At 28.0% G+C, this 1,317-nt stretch carries 2 protein-coding genes; both read right to left on the reverse strand.

All coding sequences use genetic code 11. The annotated features are described in order from the left end of the window. Positions 1-814: 814 nt before the first annotated feature. A complete protein-coding gene (locus V7147_RS25360; protein ID WP_438824658.1) occupies positions 815-973 on the reverse strand; it encodes a S26 family signal peptidase in 159 nt (52 codons plus the stop codon). Then, entirely contained in the window at positions 934-1,287 is a 354-nt protein-coding gene (gene lepB / locus V7147_RS25105) for a signal peptidase I (protein WP_335370519.1), read from the reverse strand. Before lepB ends, V7147_RS25360 begins: the two co-directional genes overlap by 40 nt. Positions 1,288-1,317 lie beyond the last annotated feature (30 nt).

Raw genomic sequence — 1,317 nt, forward strand, 5'->3', positions numbered from 1 at the left:
AATAAAGCATCTCCTTTTCAAACACAAAAAAAGGCAACCTAAATAACCATCTCTTAGGTGCCTTTTTCTTAGTTGTGTAATTTATATAAATCTATTTTTTTGCATTGAGTTTATTTTTGTTAATAAATCTAACTGGTCTTTTACTAGCTTAATTGCTTTATCAGTACCATTAAAATTTTCTCTTCAACAATCCCATATTTTTTCATTGCTACATTCTCATATTAGTAATCTAAAACCACTCCTGTTTCTTTGCCTTAAAAAACCTTACAATATTTGTAACCAATATTATTATAGCAAATATAGACAATTTATAGCATTCCAGATACATTTTGTTCCAAGATTTGTTTATCCCAAGAGTAGTAAGTGCTATAGGTTCAAATCAATTTTTTTAGATTAAACGGATAGACACATTAAAAATTTGGATTTTTGATAAGGTTACATCAAATAAATTCGATTTATCAAGAAGGTGAGAAAATAAAAATGAAATTAATCTTAAATCGACTTTGTGTACAACTTTTTGAAAAAAATTTTTGAAAATAAAAAAAGGAAATCCCATTTAGGATTTCCGCTTCTAATTTCCCATTCTAGATATTCATGGACTAGTTTCCATACGGTAACTTATAACGGCTTCTCTCAATCACCAGTTTTTACATTAATATTCACTCCTTATTTTCGCTTCGTTTATTTCTACTTTTCTAAATTGGTTTTGTGTACAACTTTTTTAAAACTCTTTTAAATTAAAGGCTGTGTTAAATAACTATGTTGGTAATTTCAAAATTAAACGCTTGGATAAATTTATCCAAAGTATTTTGAGCTATTTTATTTCAACCACTTTTCCTAGAATATCTTTCTTTGCTATTGGACCTACCGATCTGCTATCCTTACTTGTCATGGGTATAAGGCTATCTCCAATTATAAAATACTCGTCACTCTTTAATTGAATGCCGTCTTCATGCATTTTATCACTAGCCATACATCAACAAAGGCATATTCACTGTCTATTGGCTTGTTATTAATATAAATAGTACCATCTAAAATCTGAATCATTTCATTCGGCAAACCTATTACTCTTTTTATATGCTGGTGGTTTTCTTCTAGATTAAAAAGTACGATATCATCACGTTCAATTTCATTTTTTATATAGTAATCTTTATCAATTACTACTTTTTGCTTATCTTTTATTGTGGGTGACATTGATTCGCCTTTAAATTGATAAACACCTTTATTTCCACTTACACATCCAGCTAAAATTGCAATAAAAAATAAAAATACCAGTATCTTTTTCATATAATATTCCACTTTATATTCCCGTAATCA

It is taken from the genome of Bacillus sp. JJ1521 (assembly GCF_036965165.1).
GTDB lineage: Bacteria > Bacillota > Bacilli > Bacillales > Bacillaceae_L > Ferdinandcohnia.

Excerpts from the sequence above, each read along its gene's own strand:
- V7147_RS25360 (WP_438824658.1), bottom strand. The coding sequence starts at position 973 with ATGGCTAGTGATAAAATGCATGAAGACGGCATTCAATTAAAGAGTGAC.
- lepB (WP_335370519.1), bottom strand. The coding sequence starts at position 1,287 with ATGAAAAAGATACTGGTATTTTTATTTTTTATTGCAATTTTAGCTGGA.